Raw genomic sequence first — 18,466 nt, forward strand, 5'->3', positions numbered from 1 at the left:
GCCCGCGCAATCTGTAACCGATGCAGTGGCAAATGAGACCTGCAACCGTAAAAACGTCCGATGGAATCGTTACCGCCGGAACGCCGTACTCAGCCCTCGTCTGTCCGCCACTTCGCGTGCGCTGCCCCGAAAGAGCTCTCCGGAGGCATTTGCCAAGATTCTTTCACAGCCCGGCCCGGAGAGGAAAACCCGGCAGCGCTAGCGCACCAGGATTACATCCAGAAATCGCGGTCCATGCACGCCCTTGATGCGCGTCATCTCGATATCCGCAGTGGCGGATGGCCCGGAAATAAAGGTTGTGGGGAGTGCCGAGGCCGCATCCAGCCGCGCAAAACACTCCGGCACAGTCGTGACGACCTGATCGGCAAAGACGACGCATAGGTGATAGTCCGGAACCAGCGAGAGCGCCCGCTTGCCCTGCGCCGCGGCATTCTGCAAAACGAGACTGCCGGTCAGCGCGATGGCCACCGTGCAGCCGCTCACCAGGCCATCCACCTTGTCGAGCTCGAGCGCAGTCCTATCTTCACCAGGCACGAATTCGAAGCCACTGGGCAGCCAGTCCGCAGGAGTCGCATCCGGCACGGCCAGCCGCTGCTTGTTGCGGCTGCGCAACACTTCATCGATCTTCGCCCGCAGCCCCTCGCGCGTGGTCTCGTAGACGCCTGCATCGTACTCATGCAGCCGCTCGGCCAGCAGCGCAAGCCGTCCGGCCCCGTCGAGTGGAGAGCTTTGAGCGTAGGCACGCGGCAGCGCCGCATAGTCCCGCTCACGCTGCTCGTCGCTGCTCATTCCGTTGGCGTCTGCGATAGCCGCACGCACTTTCCCGAGAATCGCCTCCCGCGCTGTGCTCATGCCTGGGCTCCCTTCTCGCGCTTCTCCCACCATTGGCGGAAGCTCTCCTTCGGCATCGCGGCCATGTCACGGGACTGTGTCCAGCCGCTCATCATCATGGGCAAATGATGAATGAAGCCGTCACCGCCGACGAAGGGCTTTTGCCCCATGCGGCCCAGTTGCTGCGCCAGTTCCAGGCGATCGCCACTCATGAAAATTTTCGCAGCGGCCTGCATGCCCAGATTCCACGGACCCAGTTTGCCCTTGAGCGTCTTCTGCTCTTCGCGCACGACTTCGCCGCGCAGGTGAATGAGCACTTCGGGGATATTGATCTTGACCGGGCAGACCTCATAACACGCGCCGCACAATGAAGACGCATACGGCAGCGTGGAGCCGCGCTGAAGCTGATAGAGCTGTGGCGTTAGGATGGCGCCGATAGGGCCCGCATAGACCGAGCTGTATGCGTGGCCACCCGTCTGCCGGTAGACCGGGCAGGCGTTCTGGCAGGCCGCGCAGCGGATGCACTTGAGCGTCTGCTGCGCCTCGGCATCCTTCAGGATTTCCGAGCGGCCGTTGTCGAGCAGGATCACGTGAAACTCGCGCGGCCCGTCGCCATCATGCACGCCCGTCCACACCGAATTGTACGGATTCATGCGTTCGCCGGTCGCTGAGCGAGGCAGCGTCTGCAGGAAGACTTCCATATCGCGGAAGCGCGGAAGCACCTTCTCAATACCGGCGATGGTGATCAGCGTATCGGGCAGCGTCAGGCACATGCGACCGTTGCCCTCGGACTCAACGATGCAGACGCCGCCGGTTTCGGCGATAAGAAAGTTTGCGCCGCTGATGGCCACGGGCACACTCAGGAAACGCTCGCGCAGATGCTGGCGCGCGGCCTCGGTCAGGTCTTCGGGACGATCGCCGAGATCTTTGAGCCCCATCTCGCGGGAGAAGATTTCGCGCACCTGGTGGCGGTTCTTATGCAGAGCGGGAACGACGATGTGCGAGGGCTTGTCCTTGCCCAGCTGAATAATGAGCTCGGCGAGATCGGTCTCCTTCGCCTCGATACCATGAGAGGCGAGCGTGCGATTGAGCCCGATCTCCTCGGTGGTCATCGACTTGATCTTGAGGACTTCCTTCGCGCCCTTCGGCTCCAATAATCCGAGCACAATGGCATTTGCTTCCGCGGCATCGCGTGCCCAGTGCACATGGCCGCCCGCAGCGGTGCAGGCCTGCTCGAACTGCACCAGGTACGTATCGAGATTGCGCAGCACATGGGCGCGGATGGCGCTGCCCGACTCACGCAGCGCCTGCCAGTCTTCCAGCTCGCCGGTCACGCGACCGCGCTTGGTGGTGATGACGTCGGTCGCGTGGCGCACATTACGGCGAAGCTGCTCGTCCTTCAGCGAATCCTTCGCAGCCTCGGGAAAAGCGACATCCGGCCAGGCATGGCCAACGCCCGCGCTCACTGCACACCGCCGGTTGAGGCCAGAATCTCCGCGATGTGCATCGCTTTCACGCCCGCATTCTGCCGGTGCAAACCGCCACTGATATGCATCAGGCAGGAGTTATCGACGGCCGTACAGATTTCGGCGTGCGTCTCCTCGATCGACGCCATCTTTTCGCCCAGCATCTCGGTCGAGACGTCGGCATTCTTGATGGCGAAGGTTCCCCCGAAGCCGCAGCAGCGGTCTACATTCTTGAGCTCGATCAGCTCCAGACCGCGCACGTTGCGCAGCAGGCGCAACGGCACATCGCCCAGCTCCAGCCCGCGCAGCGAGTGGCAGCTTGCGTGGTAGGTCACGCGATGCGGAAATTCCGCGCCCACATCCTCCACACCCAGCTTCTTCACCAGAAATTCCGAGAACTCCCAGACGCGCGGCAGCAGCGCTTCGACCTCGCGGACAAAGGCCGCATCGCCGCTCGCCTCGGCGGCCTTCGGATAATGATCGCGGATCATGGCTACGCACGACGAGGACGGAATCACTACCGCCTCGGCATCACGGAATACGTTGACGAAATGCCGGATAATCGGCACCGCTTCCTTCAGATAGCCGGTGTTCCAGTGCATCTGGCCGCAGCAGGTCTGCTCATGCGGAAAAGAGATGTCGTGCCCCAGACGCTCCAGCACGCGGACGACGGCCTTGCCGGTCTCCGGAAACATCGTGTCGTTATAACAGGTGATGAAGAGCGACAGGCGCACGGTGGAGGAACCCTCACTGGCAGGGAGATTACGGCAGCAAGCCGCTCAAACCAGCATAGTGCAAATTCATGGAACAGGTTCCCCCTGGAATTGCCATGACTGCGACGAGCCTCATAAAAGCCGAAGAAGAAAAGGCGCGCCTCGATGCTGCCGGCGCGCCGTCCCTCCGATGGTTCTACTGTCGCTTACTTTTTTGCAGCCAGCCCGCTGTCCGTGCAGCCCGCCGGCTGCAGCACCGGATTGCACCGCGCCACGGCGTTACCGGGCAGCTCCACCTCATAACCCGAAGCATGCTTCTCCGCCGCGGGATAATCCGTACTGATAATCTGCGCGCCGGTCTTGAGCACCACATCACGGCGCGAGGTGTCATTCTTCGGCGCCTCGCGGCCAGGCTCATCGGAGCGCGTGCGGACCAGGTATCCCTGCTTCACCAGCGCATCGATCTCCTCCGGCGTGCCGTCATTCTCTTCGGTAAAAGCTGCATCGGGCGCTCCAGGCACTGCATTCGTAAAGAGGATGCGGCCCTGCAGCGCCGGATGGCCTTCGGTATACATGGATTCGTAGCGGCGCTGATCCAGCAGGAAGATGACTTTGCCCCGCGCCTGCTTAAGGGTTGGCCAGTTGCCTGCCCGGATGGCCTCGTTCAGCGTGGCATACTTGCCGCGCACATCGTCCGGCGTGATGATCTCGCTCTCCGGAAATACCGAACGAATCTCCTTATCGAGGTCGTCGAAGATTGCAGGGGTCCATTCCTCAGGCGTAACCGTCGGGAAGGGCACGTCCTTCAGCTTGCCGTATTTGTTTTCGATGAGCAGGAAGACAGGCAGATGATGCGGATGGGCCTTTGACCACTTGCGCACTTCAGCCAGACACGCGGTGAAGGGCTCACAGCGGCTGCGGTAATCAATATCCTGCACATGCAGGACTTTGAAGCCGGGCTTGTCCATTACACCATCGGCGTTGTACGGCGGATCGGCCGGCAGGCCGGCCTCGGCAATGGCCTTTTCACCATAGGGATGTGCGAAGAGGCCGCCCTTGGTATCAGGGAAGATATCGATTTCCAGCTGGCGCACGCCGCCATCGAGCTGCGCGGTCAGCGTCGGATGGCTGTAGTTCAGCCCCTCGTAGACCTTCGGAGCTTTTTCCTGCCAGTATTTTGCCGCGCTCGGGGCAAAGCCCGCGTGATAGCTGTTATGCGTGCCGATCACCTGGATCTGGTTCATGCGCACACTGTCATCGTTCTGCGCCGCTGCCACGCCGGTCGCCGCCAGCGCACACCACACGATCGCGCTCGTCCCTCGCGCCATTCCTGTCTTCAACACGGAAACATCCTTTCGCTGCTGTTCAAAAAAATCTGGCTCCGCACAAGAGATCTTATGCGGAGCCAAAGTGAGGTTGTGTGAATTAGAAGGTGATCTTGCCGGCAACCTGCAGCTGACGCGCCGGGAAGGCCGAGCTGATCTGGCCGAAGGTGCTGTCGCTGCGGTTGTAGTCCGGAGCCTGGTAGTTGACGTGATTCAGCGCGTTGAAGGCCTCACCACGGATGTCGAACTTCGTGGTGTCGTTCCACAGACGGAAGCTCTTGTGGAGGCCGAGGTTGAGCTGGTTGAATTCCTGGTCGCGGATCGAGTTACGACCCGAGTTGCCCAGCGGCGACTGCTGCGAGGTCGGGACAGCAACCGCGCTCGAGTTCAGGTAGCCGTTGAGCGAGGTGGACGTCTTGACCCAGGCGCTCTTTTTGTTCTTCGGATTGCCGGTCACATACGGGTGATAGACAAGGATGTCGCTGATGTCCTGGCTCGCGCTATCCGAGTAGGTCAGGTTAACCGGCGCACCGCTGGTGGCCATGTTGGTGGCCGTGATCTGCCAGTCGCCGAGCGCCATCTGGACCCAACGATTGGCACCGCCGCCCCACTGGCGATTCTTACCGTAAGGCAGGTCATAGACCAGGGTAAGGGTATCGTTGATGGGCTGGTTGTAGGCCGATTGACCCACGTTGTACTGGGGGTTGCCGAGCACGATACGCGAGTTGTCGCCATTCGGCGTGTCGAGGTGACCGGAGGCGTTGTCGATCGCATGGCCCCAGGTGAAGGCGTTCAGCAGGTAGAGACCGTACGAGGTGCGGTGTTCCCACTTGGCCTGCAGCGAGTTATAGCGCAGGAAGCCTTCGGGCAGAGAGACTTCGATGCCGGTGAAGGTAGAGATGGGGCGACGTGACTGCAGGTTCAGAGTTCCGCCCGGAGCGTTGATCGCCGCCTGATTCCAGTCAGCCAGCACCCAAAGGTGGACACCGTGCGAACCGACATAGCTCAGGGTAAAGGTGTCGTTCTTGCCGACCTGCTGCTGCACGTCAGCATGCCAGCTCTGCACGTAACCGGTGGAGATGTTCTTGGGGATGAAGCGGGTTTCTGCCAGCAGCGTGCTGAAATTCGAGGAGCTCACGAAGTCCGTCGGATAACCCTGCGCCACCGTACGGAAGCAGCCGCTGTAGTTCTCGCCAGAGCACAGTGCTTCCTTGGTGCCGGAATAGGCGTAGGGAGCAACCTGCGTGATGGAAGAGTTGACGATGTACGGACCGTTGTAGGCCAGCAGGTTTTCGCCGCCTTCACGGTTGAACTGATCGAAGCTGAGGCCGTAAGCCGCGCGGATCACAGTCGTCGGCGCCACCTGGTAGGCGAAACCGAAGTTCGGCGCGAAGTCCAGCTTGGGCATGTTGACCAGGGCACGGTCATAGAGCGAACCGCTCTTGGCCTGCACCAGGGTGTTGTTCGTCGGATCGAAGTTCGCCAGGTGGTTGCCGCTTACGTAAGCCGGCGTAGCCAGCTCATAGCGGAGACCCGCATTGATGGTGAGCTTGGGCGTGAACTTGAAGTCGTCCTGCGCATAGAAGAAGTGCATGCGCTGGTGCTGGTTGATGACGACGTGGTTGTTCAGCTGATAGGTGGCACGGGCGCCGGTCAGGAAGTCGGTGAGGTAGGCAGCCTGCGCGTCCGCGGAGGAGCTGGTGCCGCCGCCGTTCTGACTGAAAGCGCCGTTGAAGTCTTCATAGCCGTAGACCGGGTTAAAGTCGTCGATCTCAGTGTTGAGCGAGAGGAACTCCCAGCCGAACTTCATCGAGTGGCGACCCTTGAGCCAGGTGTAGTTGATCTTGGGGTCGATGACGAAGGGGTTCTGGAACTGCGGGTTCGAGGTCTGCGCGCCCCACGCGGTAAAGCCCTGCACGGCCTCCGAGCTCAGCTTACGAATAACCGAGGTATCGGTCGGGAGACCCGGGATGCCAGCCTCAGTATTCAAGCTCTCTTCGCCGGCCAGATACGGGGTCTTGCCGCCCTGGGTCCAAGTGAAGCCGATACGGGCATCGACAATCTGGTTCTGCGTGAAGGAGTGCGTGACACCAGCCGCGATCTGCTGGTTATACGCATGGATCGTGCCGTTGCCGCCACCGCCCGCATCGCCGGGGATCGACGAGGCATCGACGATATCTCCCTTGTGCTTCGAGTAGCGGCCGAAGATGTTGGTCTTCGGGCTCATGTAGTAGTCAAGACGGCCATCACCCTTGTTGTCGGTGAGGGTCGCAACCGGGGTTCCGACGTAGTTGGTGGTCGCGTAGTTCAGCGTGGTGTTGGCATTGGGCTGGGGCAGCGCGGCGAAGACCAGCTTGGCCAGCGGCGTCCAGTCCGAAGTCGGAACCACACCATCCGTGTAGACGGTGCCGGTAACCGGGTTGCGCAGCGGGATCGCGTTGCCCGAGCTGTCCTTGAAGATGCCCTGGAGCTGAGCCGTGGTCGGAATGGTTGCCGTGGCATAGGAGCCCTGCGACTGGCGGTTGCCTTCATAGTCGGCGAAGAAGAAGAGCTTGTCCTTGAGGATGGGACCGCCGACCGCACCGCCGAACTGGTTGCGAATCAGCGTGGGCTTCGACTTGGCCACGAAGGGGCCTTCCGCGTTCATGTCGGTGTTACGGTTGTACTCCCACACGCTGCCGTGCAGAGCGTTGGTGCCGCTCTTGATCGACACGTTGATGACAGCGCCCGAGGCGCGGCCGAACTCGGCCGAATAGTTGTTCGTCTGCACCTGGAACTGGTCGATGGCGTCCGGCGAGGGCGGAATAGCCTGGTTCGAGAAGCCCTGGTTCGACGTGCCATAGGCGTTGTTATCCAGACCGTCGAGCAGGAAGTTATTAAACTCCGAACGCTGACCGTTCACGTTGAACGAAGCATCGCGGCTGGTCACCGTCTGGTTTTCCAGGATATTGGTGTGAACGCCTGGAACCAGCGTGGCCAGGTCACCATAGGCGCGGCCGTTCAGCGGCAGATTCTCGACTTCGGAGTGATTGATGATGGTCGAGGAGTCGCTGGTTTCGGTCTGGAGCTGCAACGCTGCACCCGTGACCGTGACTGTTTCCGTATGGCTGCCCGGCTGCAGCTTGACGTCCACGCGCTGACGCGAGTTGACGGTGACCGAGAAGGGCGAGGTCAGCGATTCGGCAAAGCCGTCCGCGCCGGCATCAACCTTGTATTCCCCGGCGTGCACGCTGGTGAACTCGTACTGGCCCTGGTTATCCGTATTCACGGTCACGATCGTGCCCGTGGCGGTGTTGATGAGCTCAACCTTGCTGTTGGCGATCGGCGCACCGCTCGAATCGCGAACAAAACCAAGGACCGATGAGGTTTCAAACTGCGCCTGCATCGGGAGCGTTGTGGCCAAACCCAACAGCAATAACCCGCTCAGCAAACGGCCGCGGCCGCGCTTCACAGGAAAAAAAGAATTACAACTAATCCCTGTCAATTCATCTTCTCTTTTCTGCGCAGAGCTCTTCTTCGCCGTCATAGCTACGGCTTCTCCGTGCAACTTCAAATCTGAGGAATGAGGAGGTTCCCTCCGCGCGATGCTCAAGAAGCGGAGGCACAAATTACGGTTGGCGCCCGGGAGCCTGGCACAGGCTGTCCAACATGATTCAACTTAACCGCTAACGATGAATGCAGGATTACAAAATAGACAATACCCGGAAACGGCGAAAATCCTACCACACGGCGATCAGAGCAGACCAGCCTGGGCAGGCCAGCGATCCAGCCAGTCCGCATCGTTTGCTGAATCGCTATGTGGGCATGACGCGATATTCATCTGCTTCCGGCAGAATCGTCTTGGCATTACCTGCAATATCACGCATAATCAATTCAACTTTTCAACAACAAGTTGTACAAGCCCTCAGAGGCCAGGCCCAATGATTTGCTCTTCTTGCGGAGTTGCCTTGGTCCGACGTCGTACTGTCGGATTTTTCGAACAATGCTTGCGTCTTGTGCACATTTACCCTTGGAAGTGTCCGGTTTGCGAAAAGCGGCAGTATCACCGCACGCGAGTCGCTGACCCCAATGAAGATTCCGACCGGTAAAGGCACACGCACTTAACCCCTGTATTACCCCCTGGTGCACTCACGCTCGCGCGTGCATCGGGTTCCAGCTCTTCGCTGGGACTCAGCAAAAATTGGAAGCCCTTCCCCTCAAACACTCTGTATCAGAAAGCCTGAAGTCGCTGTGACATATGCCGGTGATTGGCTCCTCTTTCATAGGTGCCGCATCTTTTCTCGCCACATCAGGACTGCGCCGAAATCATGTCTTATCGCAAGTTTCCTTCTTATCCGCGCACAGGCATGCGAACGCCTGTGCGCGGATAAGGATATGGAGACACATTCCCCTCTGCCGGAACTACGGCCATCCATCTGTCAGGCCAGAGACACCTTCAGCGCCGCTGCATAGTCCACAGACGGTGCATAGCCTTTGGGAAGCGCGATGCTCAGCCCCTGCGAAGACTGGTTCCATTTCACCGGCTGACTGGTACCGATGAGCTCGACGTGTGCGATCTTTCCAGGATTGGAGGAGGAGGCGGTGCCAAGTGACCGGATCACCACCGGCTCCGCCGTCCAGCCCAGCATCATGGCATAGATCACAGTATTTGCCTTGTTCCTCGTAAAGCGGATGTCCTTTACGCCGAGCGCCGCGATGCTCTTCCCATGAAAAGCTCCGCTCTCGATGACATTCGGCCCTTCTCCATACACCTTCCAGGGGCGCGTTTCGTAGATGGCCTCGCCATTGACTTCCATCCACTTCGTAATACCGTCGAGCACCGCAATTTCCTTGCTGTCGATGGTGCCATCCGGCCGGCCGGGAATATTCAGGATGAAGGTGCCATTCTTGCTGACCGTATCGATCATCCAGTGGATAGCATCGCGGGGCGGCAGATAGCCGCCATATTCGCCTGGCTTTTCATAAAGGCTGCGGTTGTAGTGCCAGTCGCCGATGCAGGTCTCCGACTGCCAGGGGTATTTCATGATCCCGCTGGTGAGACCGCGCTCGTAGTCCGCCACCAGTGCCTTGGCCAGGTTGTCAGGAATCTCCTTGCCGTTGAGCACGGCTTCCATCTTTCCCCGGGTTTTCAGATTGTGGTTGTAGAAATAAGCGGCGAGGTTCATCCCGCCCCAGCCCATGGGCAGGCGAGGATTATCGAAGTAAAGTAGGTCCGGATCGTGCTGATCGATGAGATCGACTGTCCGGTCGTAGAAGTTCTTCACAAAAGAGACATCGGGAAGCGCATCGAAGGGATGCTTCGCGCCGTACAACCGCTGCGAATCGAGTCCCTCCCACCACTGATCGCGGCCCTGCGCCTGCGTCATGGCTCCGTCATATGGAATGCCTGCATGCGGACCCGCAGTATCCGCGTTATGCGAGGTCTGGAACCACCACCAGTTGCGCGCCTGGTGCACGGTCACACCAAAGCGCAGGCCCTGCTTGCGCGCCGCCGCGGCCCACGTGCCGATGACATCCCTGTGCGGGCCGATGGACACCGCATTCCACGGCTGATGCTTCGAATTCCACGCGTCAAAGGAGTCGTGATGATTGGCCAGGGCGATGAAGAGCCGCGCGCCGGCCTTCTTTGCCCGCGTAATGAATTCATCCGGCTCCCAATTCAGTAACGTCCACTGCGCGCACAGATCTTTGTAACCGAAGCGCGACTGCGGACCGTAATGCTCCAGGTGGAACTTGTAGACGTCGTCCTTCTCCTCGTACATCCTGCGGCCATACCAGTCGCCGTCTTCCGGCACGCACTGCGGGCTCCAGTGCGCCCAGATGCCGAACTTCGCATCCTGATACCACTCCGGAGCCTCGTATGCGAGCAGCGAATCCCAATTTCCCTGGAAGGGCCCGGTGCCGCCGAGTCCGGGAATCGGAGAATCCATCGGAACACCGTCCCATGAACCACCGGGAATCGGCAGCACCGGAGGCTCTCCCCACTCCGTCGGCTTCCAGGAGGCCTCGTCAAGCTGCGTCTTTACGATCTTTCCGTCCCTCAGCGCATAAAAGATTCTGTCTTTCGCGGGCGTCGCACAATAGGCAGCGTAATCCTCACGATACTGGTGAAATCCCGGAGGCAGAGCTGCGGCGGTGGGTGTCTGTCCCAGTGACGGGATTGCGCGGGCAGCAGCCGCAGCGGCGGCCAGCTTACAAAAGTCTCTGCGTAACATCCGGTGATCTCCCCTTTACGATTGGCATGGCTTCAGCGACAGAGTTCTATCACTCCTACCGCGCATGCGGCATTCGGCCTGCCTGGAATCGTCCTTCTTCTCCGCGAAATATAGGCTGGCTCCTCTCAGCTGTCAACGATACAGTTAACGATTTCTATTCCAGGCAGAAAAGAACAGAACGATTGCTCTATATTCCACCTATGGCCGTTCGCATGAAGGACATCGCCCGGGATCTCGGGCTCTCTGTCGTCACTGTCTCCAAGGTGCTGCGCGATCATCCCGATATCGCCGAAGAGACCAAAGAGCGCGTGATGAAACGCGTGCGCGAACTGGACTATCAACCGAACGTTCTTGCGCGAAGCCTGGTCACAGGCCGCAGCTATCTCATCGGACTTATCGTGCCGGACCTGCTACATCCGTTCTTCGCCGAAATTGCGAAGGCGCTTTCCAGCGCAGTCAGGGCACAGGGCTACTCCATCATCCTCTCGTCTTCGGAAGAGGACCCGTCGCTCGAAGCGCGTGAGATCCAACAATTACTCGCGCGTCGACTCGATGCGCTGGTCATCGCCTCGGCCGCGGAGAATGCCACTTCCTTCGAACGCCTGGAGCGCGCGGAGCAGCCCTATCTCCTCATCGATCGCGAATTTCCCGAGCTGGCTGCAAACTTTGTCGGCATCGACGATATAGCGGCCGGCCGTCTTGCCACGGAGCACCTCATCCAGCAGGGCTGCCGCAACATTGCCCATATCTGCGGCGGAAATCACAGCACCGGCGTGCGCCGCTACGAGGGTTACCGGCAGGCGCTGCGCGCAGCCCGACTTCCCTTCTCCGAATCGCTTGTCACCGGACACATCCACGTCGATACCGAAAGTATCCGGCACGGCGCGGAGGCTGCTCGCTATCTGCTTGCACAGCGGACTCGGCCAGACGGCATCTTCTGCTTCAACGATCCGCTCGCGATCGGCGCGATGAATGCGATTCTCGATGCCGGCCTTCGCATCCCCGAGGATATCGCGCTGATCGGCTGCGGTAATCTGCACTACGACGCCTCGCTACGCGTTCCTCTCTCGAGCATCGATCAACGCAGCACGATGATCGGCGAGCGCGCTGCCGCCATCCTGCTGAATATGTTCAGCTCAAAAAAGAGGCCGCAGCCGGTGAGCGTGATCCTCAACCCTGAGCTGGTGGTTCGCGCCTCATCGCTTCGCAAACCAGCCCGGCAGAGCGGGACACGAGCTTCCGCACCGTGCAAATCCTCCCGCAGGCACTGACGATCCAGCTGTTTCCTGCATGCGCTTTCTTACAGGCTTCTGTCGGACCGCACAATCGCCGTTCCAACAAACCTTCCTATATTTCCGATACAGTTAACGTATACTGAGCCGGTTTCCTGACATTTCCCAAAATAAACAGCCCATCCCGGGTTCTCAGAAGGAGCGTCGTGCATCCGAACTCAAGCAGGTATAGGAACCGCAGCGCAGGCAGCATCGATTTCCACTTCTCCTTTGCAGGGAATCACGCATGAAAGCCCTGGTCATGCACGGCCCCGGCATCGTAACCATCGAGGATGTGCCGGAACCGGTGCGCAAGCCAGGCGAAGCATTGCTGCGCGTGCGCCGCGTCGGGCTCTGCGGCACAGACCTCAGCTCCTATCGCGGACGCAATCCGCTCGTGAGTTATCCCCGTATCCCGGGGCACGAGATTGCCGCAACCATTGTCGAGCTGCCTGAGGAGGCGCACGGCCTGCGGACAGGAATGGATGTCACGCTCTCGCCTTATACCTGCTGCAACGACTGTGCCTCCTGCCGCAACCAGCGCCCGAATGCCTGCCAGTGCAACCAGACCATGGGCGTGCAGCGCGATGGCGCGCTTGCCGAATACATCCGCGTTCCAGTGGAGAAGCTCTACACGGCACAACTGGGTCTGACGGAACTCTGTCTTGTCGAACCGCTCACCGTCGGCTTCCACGCGGTAGCCCGGGCGCAGGTGACCCCGCAGGATGTAGCCGTCATCTTCGGCTGTGGGGGCGTGGGCCTGGGCGCGGTCGCAGCCTCGGCCTTCCGCAATGCGATCACCGTAGCCATCGATGTCGATGACGACAAGCTGGAGATTGCCCGTCGCGCCGGCGCGACGCACACCATTCATTCCCGGCGCCAGGAGATTGCGCCGATCCTCGCCGAACTCACCGGGGGCAACGGACCCGACGTCATCATCGAAGCCGTCGGCATGGCGCAAACCTTTCGCTCCGCCGTCGAGCTCGTCTCCTTCACCGGCCGCGTCGTTTATATCGGGTATGCCAAGGAAGAGGTCTCTTACGAAACCAAATCCTTCGTTCAGAAAGAGCTCGATATCCGCGGCTCACGCAATGCCCTGCCCGAAGACTTCCGCCAGGTGATCCGCATGCTCGAGCGCGGTCACTTCCCCGTGGACGCCACCGTAAGCCGGATTGCGCCACTTGAAGAGGCACCTGCCCTGCTCAAAGCATGGGATGCAAACCCGGCAGCGTTCACCAAGATCATGCTCACGCTCGACACCTAAGAAGCTGCGGCGTACTGCTAAGTTTTTGTTCGATAGGCGACAATGGACCAGGTCGGGACGCTGCCGCCGAGGTTACGGCCGACGAGCAGCAGCTCGAAGTGAGGAATGGAGCCGTCCGGCTTGGCGATGGATTGCAGGAACTGGTCGAGCGTCCGGGCATTCAACAGAAAATCTGCGGCAAGCTGGGTTCCGGCGCTGGTGGTGCCGGATACGAGAAGCGTGTCACCCTGGTGGTCGAGGCTCGGCTGGAAGGCGATCAGTCCATAGGCTGAGCTCTGCGGCCCATCCGGGCCCTCGGCATAGGTAGCCGACTCTCCAGAGTGCGGTGCCTTGTTGACCACGGTGTTCTGCCGGGTCGACCAGTTATAGTCCACTGCGAAGTTCATGCCCGGAGCAAAGAGCTCCACCCAGGGATTGGCGCGCTCTCCTCCGATGAGGATAAGGTTGTCTTCCTTGGCGTCGCTCATGCTGAGCTCGCGCGCATAGCGGACCTGCACCCGGCTCCGCGAGAGTTCGGGCACGGTCATGAGGCGCGCGACCAGGTTGAGATCGGCCATGCTGGTGTACTGCGAACTCTCGAGATCGCCAGGGTGAATGGCCGCAGTCGAGCGGAGAAGATCGAGCGAACGCAGATCGTCGTGATTGAGGTAGTGAGCCAGGTTCACCGGCTTCTCTGTCAGCTCTTCAATGAGAATCAGCGTGCTGTCGGCGGGGACAATCACTGCCCGACGCGAAGGATCGAAGAGCCGGCTCCAGAATCGTGTCTCGAGGTCCTGCGGCTGCGCATGCGGACGCAGAATGCGCGTCAGAGAGATGGCAGCCCCGATGAACACCAGCAAAGCGATGACCCCCAAAATCCACCGGCCGGACTTTCGGGAGCGAACCTCTTCCGTCGCAGAAGAAACCGGCGGAGGGATGTGGATGGGCGGCTCAAAGGATGGCGGCGGTTCGATGCGGGAAGTCACAGGAGGAGGCACAGCCGCGGCGACGGGCTCGGGCTCGACGTTGGCCTCAAAAAAGGGCACATAACTGCCCTTGGGAATTTCGATCCGCATCGCGGCCGTGCGGCCGGCTGAACGGAAATATTCTTCGAGACGCTGCCGCAGCAGCCGTGCCTGGGAACGCACGATGCTGTCATCGCCGGGGTTATAACCGGGGGCGCGGCCAAAGACGTGAATACCGATCAGCTGCTCATTGATCTCCAGCCTGCGCCCGGAGAGCTCAAGCTCACAGATAAAGAGCAAAAAGGCGCGCAGCCTCGGCGATCGCTCGAAGGCCGGCGAATTGACGACTTCGAGCGTGAGCTGCCACCGCGGATCGGACTCCGGAACTGCGGCGTTCATCTCGCTCCGTTGAGGCAGGAGTCTACGCGGTCAGATCGATGACCGGCGGCCTCGATTGCCTTCCACTGCACGGGACAAGGGATCATTGTTCTCCACGCTAGCAGCGCACGGGGCGATGAGCAAGTGGCTCGGGAAGAGGTGTTTCACTGTGAAATGCACACCGGAAGAGGTAGACAGGACGCAGCTCCATGCGTATCACAGTGAAAACACCTTACCGCGCATATGCCGCGATGCGAATCTGCACATGAGCCGGCTCAGCTCGACCGGCCTGAAGACGAATCCCCGCTGACTGGTGAAGCTACTTGCGATTGTTCGCGTTGAGGGCGCCGCACTTGAGCCGGCGCACTGCCCTTTGTCTCGTTCTACTGCCGGCATCGGCAATGCTGGCCAAGGCCCAGATGGTCTCGCCGGAGATCGACCTGCCAGGCAGCCCCTTTTCCTACTTCAGCAAACCGGTCGACGTGATCGGTGTGATGAATGCGCCTTCGGCTACGGAGATTACGCCGGAGGGCTTTCTCTACTCCGGGTACGGCGAGCTGATGTTCTTTACCGGACCCGAGCAGACGCCTCTGGTGGAGCGCATCCGTACCCTCAAAGATGGCTATGTGCCGATCATCGAGGGAACGGTGCGGCAGCTGGGAATCGACTACACCTTCACCACCTTCGCGGCTGAAGTTCCGGTGCAGACGGCGGTCGATCCGGACCATGCGCCGGGGCAGATCGTGAACTTTGTGCGGGTGACGCTGCACAATCCCGGCACTACGCCGCGCGCGGCCTTCCTGACCACGGCCATGCGCTACCAGGCCCCGCAGACCACGACAGAGGCGCTGGCGGACAACCGGTTCCGCAGGCCCGTGACGGCAGAACGCGTGGGCGACTATCAGCAGCCTGGCGAGGCGTTCGACCCTAAATGGAGCTACCGCATCGGAGATGGCGCCTGTGAGCGACAGGACCGGGTGCTGTACTTCTATCCGCAGAAACCCAGGCCCGAGCTGGCGCTGACCCTGCACACCCACTACAACCGCGTCGGGCCACTCGATTCAGACAAACTCTCCGGCAAAATGGAGCTGACACCGGCTACCCCTGCCTGCCGCGTGAGCTATACCGTCCCACTCAAACCGGGCGAGACCGTGACGCTTGACCTGCGCATGCCGCTGATCCCGGTGAAACAGGGCTCTCCCGAGGCGCAGCAGGCGCTCGCCGCCAGCTATGACGTGGCCTACCAGCACACTGTCGACTACTGGCACGCCATGATCGCACGCGGCATGGGGATCAATGTACCCGAGGCGAAGGCGGTCGATACCTTCCGCGCCAGCCTGATGTATGACCTGCTCTATCGCAACATGGTCGACGGACAGTATGTGCAGACGGCGAGCCAGTTCCAATATCACCGGTTCTATCTGCGCGACTCTGCCGACTACATGCGCATGTACGATGCCACCGGCTACGCCGACATCGGCGGACAGATCGCGCGCTTCTTTCTCACGCGGCAACAGCCGGACGGCAACTTTCTCTCCCAGCCGCAGCAGTATGACGGCTGGGGCGAAGCGCTGTGGGCCTTCGGCGAACACTTCCGCCGCACGCGGGATATGGACTTCGCGCGGCTGGTGTATCCGCATGTAGTGAAGGCTGTCGATTGGCTGATTGCGGCGCGCATGAAAGATCCGCTGCACGTGATGCCGGCCAGCGATGTCCGCGACAACGAGTATGTCGCCGGGCACCTGACGGGTTACAACTTCCTCGCTCTCGATGGACTGCAGGGCGCGATTACGCTGGCACACGCGCTGGGACACGAGGATGATGCGGCACGATTCCAGCACGAATATGACGACTACCGCGCGACCTTCTTCGCGCTGCTTAGCAAGGCGTCGAAGGAAGAAGGCGGAATCATCCCGCCCTCCCTCGACGCCGGCGCATGGAAGGGTACGGACTGGGGCAATCTGCTCTCGGTGACGCCGGAGCCGGTGCTCGATCCCTTCGATCCGCGCGTAACAGCGACGCTGCACAGTACACAGGCTCGCTACCAGGAAGGCATCACCACCTATGCCGAGCCGGATGATGGCATCTTTCTGCATCACTACCTGACCATCAAGAACACGCTCACCGAACTGGTGCGCGGCGAGGATCACCAGGCCATCCGCGAGCTCTACGCGGAGCTGTTGCACACCAGCTCCACGCAAGCAGGCTTCGAATATGCCATCCGGCCCTGGGGATCGCGGGACTTCGAGGGGAACCTCTCGCCGCACGGCTGGTTTGCCGCCGACTACCGCAACCTGCTGCGCAACATGATGGTGCGCGAGCAGGGCGACAGCCTGCATCTGCTGTCGGCGGTATCACCGGAGTGGATCGGCGCAGGCAAGGAGATTCGCGTTACCCATGCACCGACGTATTTCGGTTCGCTCGACTTTACGTTGCGCGAAACAGGCGCCAATACGGCAGAGCTGACGATCGAAAGCGCCTTCACGCATGCACCGGAAGCACTGGTGCTGCACATTCCGTGGTTCCGGAAGCTCGACTCGGCAACCGCGGATGGCGTGGCGGTACAGGCCGAGGCAGACGGCCTGCACCTGCCCGCGGGAACGCGCGTGGTGCGGCTGAAGTGGCAGGCTGCAGGCGATCCTCACATGAGTTACGAGCGCACAGTGGAATCGTGGAAGCAGGAGTATCAGCGACGCTGGAATCTCTTCTTGACCGATGGGCAGGGATCTTCTATGCCGGACACCTGGCGTGTGCCGGAGTAATCTCCGGCACACCTAGGGCGTATCGACCTAGCATCGTTTTTAGAGCTTGAGGAAGATGCGTCTGCGGTAGAGTACAGCAACCGGCACAAAGCAGACACCGACAAAAAGTACCGACCAGACAAGCGAACGGAAGGGACCGGGCACGAGGAAACCGGGCAGCCACAGATAGGTGAGCCGCTGCAGGGTGCCTGCGCTGCCGGCATGGATGGCGCCGATCACGATGGACAGCACCTCCGAGAGCACATAGGCCGTCAGCGCATTGGTGCCGAAGATGCGCCCGACAGAGGCCAGCGGCTGGAACCAGCGGCGAAGTGGAGTCTGCTCACCTTCCCCGTCAAACAGCATTGCGGCAGCGGCGAGCAGCAGCAGCGAGATTCCCGCAGTGAAGAGCACGTAGGAACTGGTCCAGAGCCGCTTGTTGAGCGGGAAGACTTCACTCCAGATCCACCCCATCCCAACCAAAAGAGCGCCGGAAGCAGCAAGCCAGCCGAGCTTTTTTCTCTGCGAGACAGGTGCGCGGAGCCATGATGCCACCAGCACGCCAATGAGCACCGAAGCCAGCGCAGGCAGTGTGCTCAGCAGGCCTTCGGGATCGTAGAACGTGTGGCGATAGCGATGCGCCACCGGAATCGCCATGCGATCGAGAGCGCTGGCGAGATTGCAGGGCTGGTTGAGGATGCCGAGCGTCGCGCCGTTGCCGCCGCAGCCGGGCACCGGCGCCCAGGTCATCAAAGCCCAATAGCCGACAAGCAGAACCACCGTGACGATGGCTGTGAGGCGCGCCTGGCCGGCAAGATAGATCAACGCTGCCATCAGATAGCAGAGTCCGATCCGCTGCATGACGCCGCAGTAGCGCAGCGTATCCAGATGGAAGAAGGGCAGCGCATTCAGAACGAGACCGATGACTACGATCGTGGCGGCGCGGCGCGCGGCCTCTATCGCAATCTCACCCCGGCTCCTTCCCTTGCGCAGGCGGGACTCGAACGAGAGCGCCATGGATATCCCCATGATGAAGAGAAACATGGGAAACACGAGATCGGTGAGGGTGCAGCCATTCCATACCGAGTGGCGCAACTGAAGATAGGATGCCGCACCATCTCCGGCGTTGTTGACCAGAATCATGAAGGCGACGGTGAGTCCGCGGAGGATGTCGAGCGAGGCCATACGGGCAGTGCCCGAAGCGGGCCTTCCGGGATTCGCCTGAGGAGCAGGGGCAGAACTTGTCACAATGGTCTTCACAAATTGGCTCACTGACTTTCAGCTTAGGCGGATGCGCGGCAGATACAAGGTTTTTCAC

11 protein-coding genes are annotated in these 18,466 nt (G+C 60.6%); 3 read left to right on the forward strand and 8 right to left on the reverse strand.

The features are described from left to right. Positions 1 to 198 precede the first annotated feature (198 nt). The 6 genes from ESZ00_RS15760 to ESZ00_RS15785 form a co-directional block, all read right to left on the reverse strand. Positions 199 to 852 carry a LutC/YkgG family protein gene (locus ESZ00_RS15760; protein ID WP_129209260.1) on the reverse strand — a complete coding sequence of 218 codons (654 nt, stop codon included), beginning with the start codon at positions 850 to 852 and terminating at the stop codon, positions 199 to 201. Beyond that, a complete protein-coding gene (locus ESZ00_RS15765) occupies positions 849 to 2,297 on the reverse strand; it encodes a LutB/LldF family L-lactate oxidation iron-sulfur protein (protein ID WP_129209261.1) in 1,449 nt (482 codons plus the stop codon). Before ESZ00_RS15765 ends, ESZ00_RS15760 begins: the two co-directional genes overlap by 4 nt. Further along, complete coding sequence (locus ESZ00_RS15770; protein WP_129209262.1) at positions 2,294 to 3,031, reverse strand: (Fe-S)-binding protein; 738 nt, start codon at positions 3,029 to 3,031, stop codon at positions 2,294 to 2,296. Before ESZ00_RS15770 ends, ESZ00_RS15765 begins: the two co-directional genes overlap by 4 nt. Before the next feature lie 185 nt (positions 3,032 to 3,216). Then, complete coding sequence (locus ESZ00_RS15775; protein ID WP_229741324.1) at positions 3,217 to 4,353, reverse strand: phosphatidylinositol-specific phospholipase C1-like protein; 1,137 nt, start codon at positions 4,351 to 4,353, stop codon at positions 3,217 to 3,219. 82 nt (positions 4,354 to 4,435) lie between these two features. Next, positions 4,436 to 7,738 carry a TonB-dependent receptor gene (locus ESZ00_RS15780; RefSeq protein WP_229741323.1) on the reverse strand — a complete coding sequence of 1,101 codons (3,303 nt, stop codon included), beginning with the start codon at positions 7,736 to 7,738 and terminating at the stop codon, positions 4,436 to 4,438. A gap of 1,015 nt (positions 7,739 to 8,753) precedes the next feature. Further along, complete coding sequence (locus ESZ00_RS15785) at positions 8,754 to 10,550, reverse strand: alpha-L-fucosidase (RefSeq protein ID WP_129209264.1); 1,797 nt, start codon at positions 10,548 to 10,550, stop codon at positions 8,754 to 8,756. Positions 10,551 to 10,750: 200 nt separating this feature from the next. On the opposite strand from ESZ00_RS15785, the gene ESZ00_RS15790 reads away from it, so the two are divergent. After that, positions 10,751 to 11,821 (forward strand): LacI family DNA-binding transcriptional regulator, encoded by a 1,071-nt coding sequence (locus ESZ00_RS15790; RefSeq protein WP_129209265.1) that lies wholly within the window; start codon positions 10,751 to 10,753, stop codon positions 11,819 to 11,821. Between the two features lie 247 nt (positions 11,822 to 12,068). Next, entirely contained in the window at positions 12,069 to 13,085 is a 1,017-nt protein-coding gene (locus tag ESZ00_RS15795) for a zinc-binding alcohol dehydrogenase family protein (RefSeq protein WP_129209266.1), read from the forward strand. A 17-nt stretch (positions 13,086 to 13,102) separates the two neighbouring features. On the opposite strand, the gene ESZ00_RS15800 is transcribed toward ESZ00_RS15795, so the two are convergent. Next, the gene (locus ESZ00_RS15800) at positions 13,103 to 14,428 is read right to left on the reverse strand and encodes a hypothetical protein (protein WP_129209267.1); all 1,326 of its coding nucleotides are present in this window, start codon (positions 14,426 to 14,428) and stop codon (positions 13,103 to 13,105) included. A gap of 332 nt (positions 14,429 to 14,760) precedes the next feature. Between ESZ00_RS15800 and ESZ00_RS15805 the strand changes: the two genes are divergently transcribed. Further along, entirely contained in the window at positions 14,761 to 17,169 is a 2,409-nt protein-coding gene (locus ESZ00_RS15805) for a glycoside hydrolase family 15 protein (protein WP_129209268.1), read from the forward strand. A gap of 39 nt (positions 17,170 to 17,208) precedes the next feature. Here ESZ00_RS15805 and ESZ00_RS15810 read toward each other — a convergent pair whose 3' ends face one another. Continuing rightward, on the reverse strand, positions 17,209 to 18,396 hold the full coding sequence (locus ESZ00_RS15810) for an acyltransferase family protein (RefSeq protein ID WP_129209269.1): 1,188 nt from the start codon (positions 18,394 to 18,396) through the stop codon (positions 17,209 to 17,211). Positions 18,397 to 18,466: the final 70 nt, after the last annotated feature.

The organism is Silvibacterium dinghuense (assembly GCF_004123295.1).
GTDB classification, from domain to species: Bacteria; Acidobacteriota; Terriglobia; order Terriglobales; family Acidobacteriaceae; genus Silvibacterium; species Silvibacterium dinghuense.